3 protein-coding genes are annotated in these 3,357 nt (G+C 45.5%); all 3 read left to right on the top strand.

Annotated features, from left to right (window positions below; genetic code table 11):
• The coding region (locus R6U02_RS00305) for a tRNA (adenosine(37)-N6)-dimethylallyltransferase (RefSeq protein WP_410261648.1) at positions 1-383 on the top strand (383 nt) is incomplete at its 5' end.
• On the top strand, positions 384-1,619 hold the full coding sequence (gene hflX / locus R6U02_RS00300) for a GTPase HflX (RefSeq protein WP_410261647.1): 1,236 nt from the start codon (positions 384-386) through the stop codon (positions 1,617-1,619).
• 480 nt (positions 1,620-2,099) lie between these two features.
• Positions 2,100-3,209, top strand: coding sequence for a lactate oxidase (locus R6U02_RS00295; protein WP_410261646.1), 1,110 nt, complete (start codon positions 2,100-2,102; stop codon positions 3,207-3,209).
• Positions 3,210-3,357: the final 148 nt, after the last annotated feature.

The raw sequence follows: 3,357 nt of genomic DNA, 5'->3' as shown, positions 1-3,357 counted from the left end.
AAAAAGAACCGGTTTACGATGCGTTCGTGATCGGGTTGAATACGGACCGTGAAGTCTTGTACGAACGCATCAACAAGCGGGTCGGTCTCATGCTTGATCAGGGCTTGCTCGAAGAAGTGAAGGGGCTCTATGCAAATTTCCCCGGCGATGTGCAGAGTAAAAAAGGCATCGGCTACAAAGAATTCAGTCCTTATCTAGAGGGGCGAGAGTCACTGGAAGAAGTGGTGCAGCAAGTGAAACAGCATTCAAGGAACTATGCGAAACGCCAACTCACATGGTTCAGAAACCGATTCACGGTGGACATGTGGAGCGATCTGGTCGCAGATCCAACTAATATCGAAGCAGTAAAACAAAACGTAAATACTTTTATAGAGGGTGATTAAGTGGCTAAGGAAAAAGAATATGAAAAAGTGATCATTGTCGGTATCGAGGGACAGCGCGAAGAGGAAGCCTTTATTTATTCGTTCGACGAACTCGAACAACTGGTTGAAAATGCCGGAGGTAAAGTGGTCGCCAGACTGTCACAAAAACGCGAACGCCCAGATCACAAGACATTTATTGGCAAAGGGAAGATCAGTGACCTCAAGAGTCTAGTTGATGAACTGGATGTTCAAACGGTGGTGTTCAACCATGAACTATCTCCGAGTCACATGCGTAACATTCAGGAAGTAATCGATGCGAAAGTCATTGACCGCATTCAAGTGATCCTGGATATCTTTGCCTTGCGTGCCAAAAGTAAAGAAGGCCAGCTCCAGGTGGAATTGGCTCAGTTATCATATATCTTACCAAGACTAGCCGGTCAAGGTGTCAACATGTCACGACTGGGTGCCGGGATCGGGACCCGTGGACCAGGTGAAACGAAACTGGAGACCGATCGCCGTCACATTCAAAGTCAGATGTCAGATATCAAAAGTGAGCTCAAGAAAATTTCAGCTCATCGAAAACGCAGCCGCGAACAGCGCAAGGAGAGCAATGTCTTCCAAATCGGTTTGATCGGGTACACGAACGCCGGGAAATCGACGCTGTTAAACAAGCTGACTGAAGCAGATACCTATGAAAAAGATCAGCTGTTTGCGACCCTGGATCCACTGACACGGAAATTCGAACTGCCGTCTGGGATGCAGGTGACCATCACGGATACGGTTGGTTTTATTCAAGACCTGCCGACCCAACTGATCGAAGCGTTCAAGTCGACCCTGGAAGAGTCGATGGATGTTGACTTGCTCCTGCACGTGATCGATGCCTCGGCGGAAAATTTAAAAGCACAGGAAGAAACCGTCCTGTCCTTACTCCAAGAGCTGGGAATGGATGAGATCCCAACGTTACATGTTTACAATAAAAAAGATTTGGTGGAGGGATCCGTCAAGTCAACGCTTTATCCGAATATTATCGTTTCGGCGTTAGACAGTGACGATATGGAAGCATTGAAAGAACGAGTGGAAACGGAAATGAAAAAAATCATGAAACCGTACCGCCTGGAAATAGAGAGTCACCGTGGCGATCTGCTCGTCGAACTGAGACAACATACACTCCTGCAGCGTCAGCTGTATGACGATGAGAAACAAGTCTATTTTGTGGAAGGCTATGCCAAACCTGAGTCGAAATGGGTCAATCAGTAATAGAAACAGCAAGGCAACGAATGCGTTTTTTGTGAAACATGAAAGTATACGGGCACTAAAACTAAAAAGACACTTGCAAGGATGAACTATACCTACAAGTGCCTTTTTAATTTTGAGCGATTTGCTTATCGATAACTTCGATCAACTTGGTGTTGAACTGTTTCTGACAAGTATCGATCTTTTTTAGGAGAAATCAGAGCTTACATATGGTATGATTTTACTCTTGATGGAAATTCCTATGAAGTTTATAATAAGAAGATTAGGTCATAAATAGTTGGATCACGCTCTCGACGGTGGCTTTATCCGTGAAACTTGAGAGAAATTTCGAGCACTTACGTTTCAATGTGGGTGCCGTCATTTCGGGTATCAGTTTAGGAGCTGTTTTCCATTGTTCTTTCAATAAAGGGAACTAGTGGTGTAACTAATTTGTTCATTTATAAATCAAGAAAACCAAAAATTCAGAGATGGAGTGAATAGAAATTGAAAAAAAGTGAGGAAGCGCTGTATAATGCGCCGAGTGAAATCAAGGATATTGAAATAATCAATACGTTCGAACTGGAAGACAAAGCCAGAGAAGTCATGCCTCACGGCGGATTTGAGTACATCTCGGGCGGGTCCGGCGACGAGTATACGTTAAGACAAAATGTGGAAGCCTTCAATAACAAGGGGATCTTACCGCGAGTGTTAGCGGACGTCGAAAAACCGGAAACTAAAACGACGATTCTCGGACATGAGATTGCGGCCCCCTTCATTATGGCACCTATTGCTGCACATGGATTGGCGCATCAGACAAAAGAGGCCGGCACTGCTCGAGGCGTATCAGAATTCGGAACGATCATGTCTATCAGTGCTTATTCAGGGGCTTCTTTTGAGGAAATCGAAGCAGGTCTCAGAGGAGCGCCTAGGTGGTTCCAGATTTACATGAGTAAAGATGATGAAACAAATAAAGCGATCATTAACGAAGCAAAAGCAGACGGTGCGACTGCCATCATTCTGACAGCAGACGCCACTTTGGCTGGTAACCGTGAAAAAGATATCCGCAACAAATTCGTTTACCCCTTCGGTATGCCGATCGTATCCCGTTATTTAACAGGAACTGGCGAAAAAATGTCTCTCAATAACATTTACGCTCAATCCAAGCAGAAAATCAGTCCTGAAGATGTCAAGTTTCTTGCCGAGTACTCTGAGCTGCCTGTTTTTGTAAAAGGTATCCAGTCACCGGAAGATGCTGTTTTGGCCATCGGAGCAGGGGCAGCAGGCGTTTGGGTTTCCAATCACGGTGGACGTCAGCTCGATGGTGCGCCAGGTTCATTCGATACGCTTGAAAGTATCGCCAAAGCTGTTCAGGGACGCGTGCCGATCGTCTTTGATTCAGGGATCCGACGGGGAGAGCACGTCTTTAAAGCACTGGCATCTGGTGCGGATGTTGTGGCTATCGGCCGCCCGGCGCTATACGGATTGGCTCTTGGAGGTTGGAAAGGTGTCAAGAGTGTCTTTGACTATTTCGAAAGCGATCTGAAACGTGTCATGCAGCTGGCAGGCACTCAGACCGTGGAAGATATAAAAAATACCAATCTCTTTAAAAAATAAATAAAAAAAGGTCTCAGCTTAATTCATAGCTGAGGCCTTTTTAGTGACTGCTTTACGAAAGTTAATGGTTGAGTTGCCGATACACAAACCGAATCGGTCTGAGGTAACGCCGATTGGATTTATGGGGTTCGGATATGGCTTGAAGCGC

The sequence above is a fragment of the Alkalibacterium sp. genome (assembly GCF_046484155.1).
Taxonomy (GTDB): domain Bacteria; phylum Bacillota; class Bacilli; order Lactobacillales; family Carnobacteriaceae_A; genus Alkalibacterium.
This window is presented reverse-complemented; position numbering and strand designations above follow the sequence as displayed.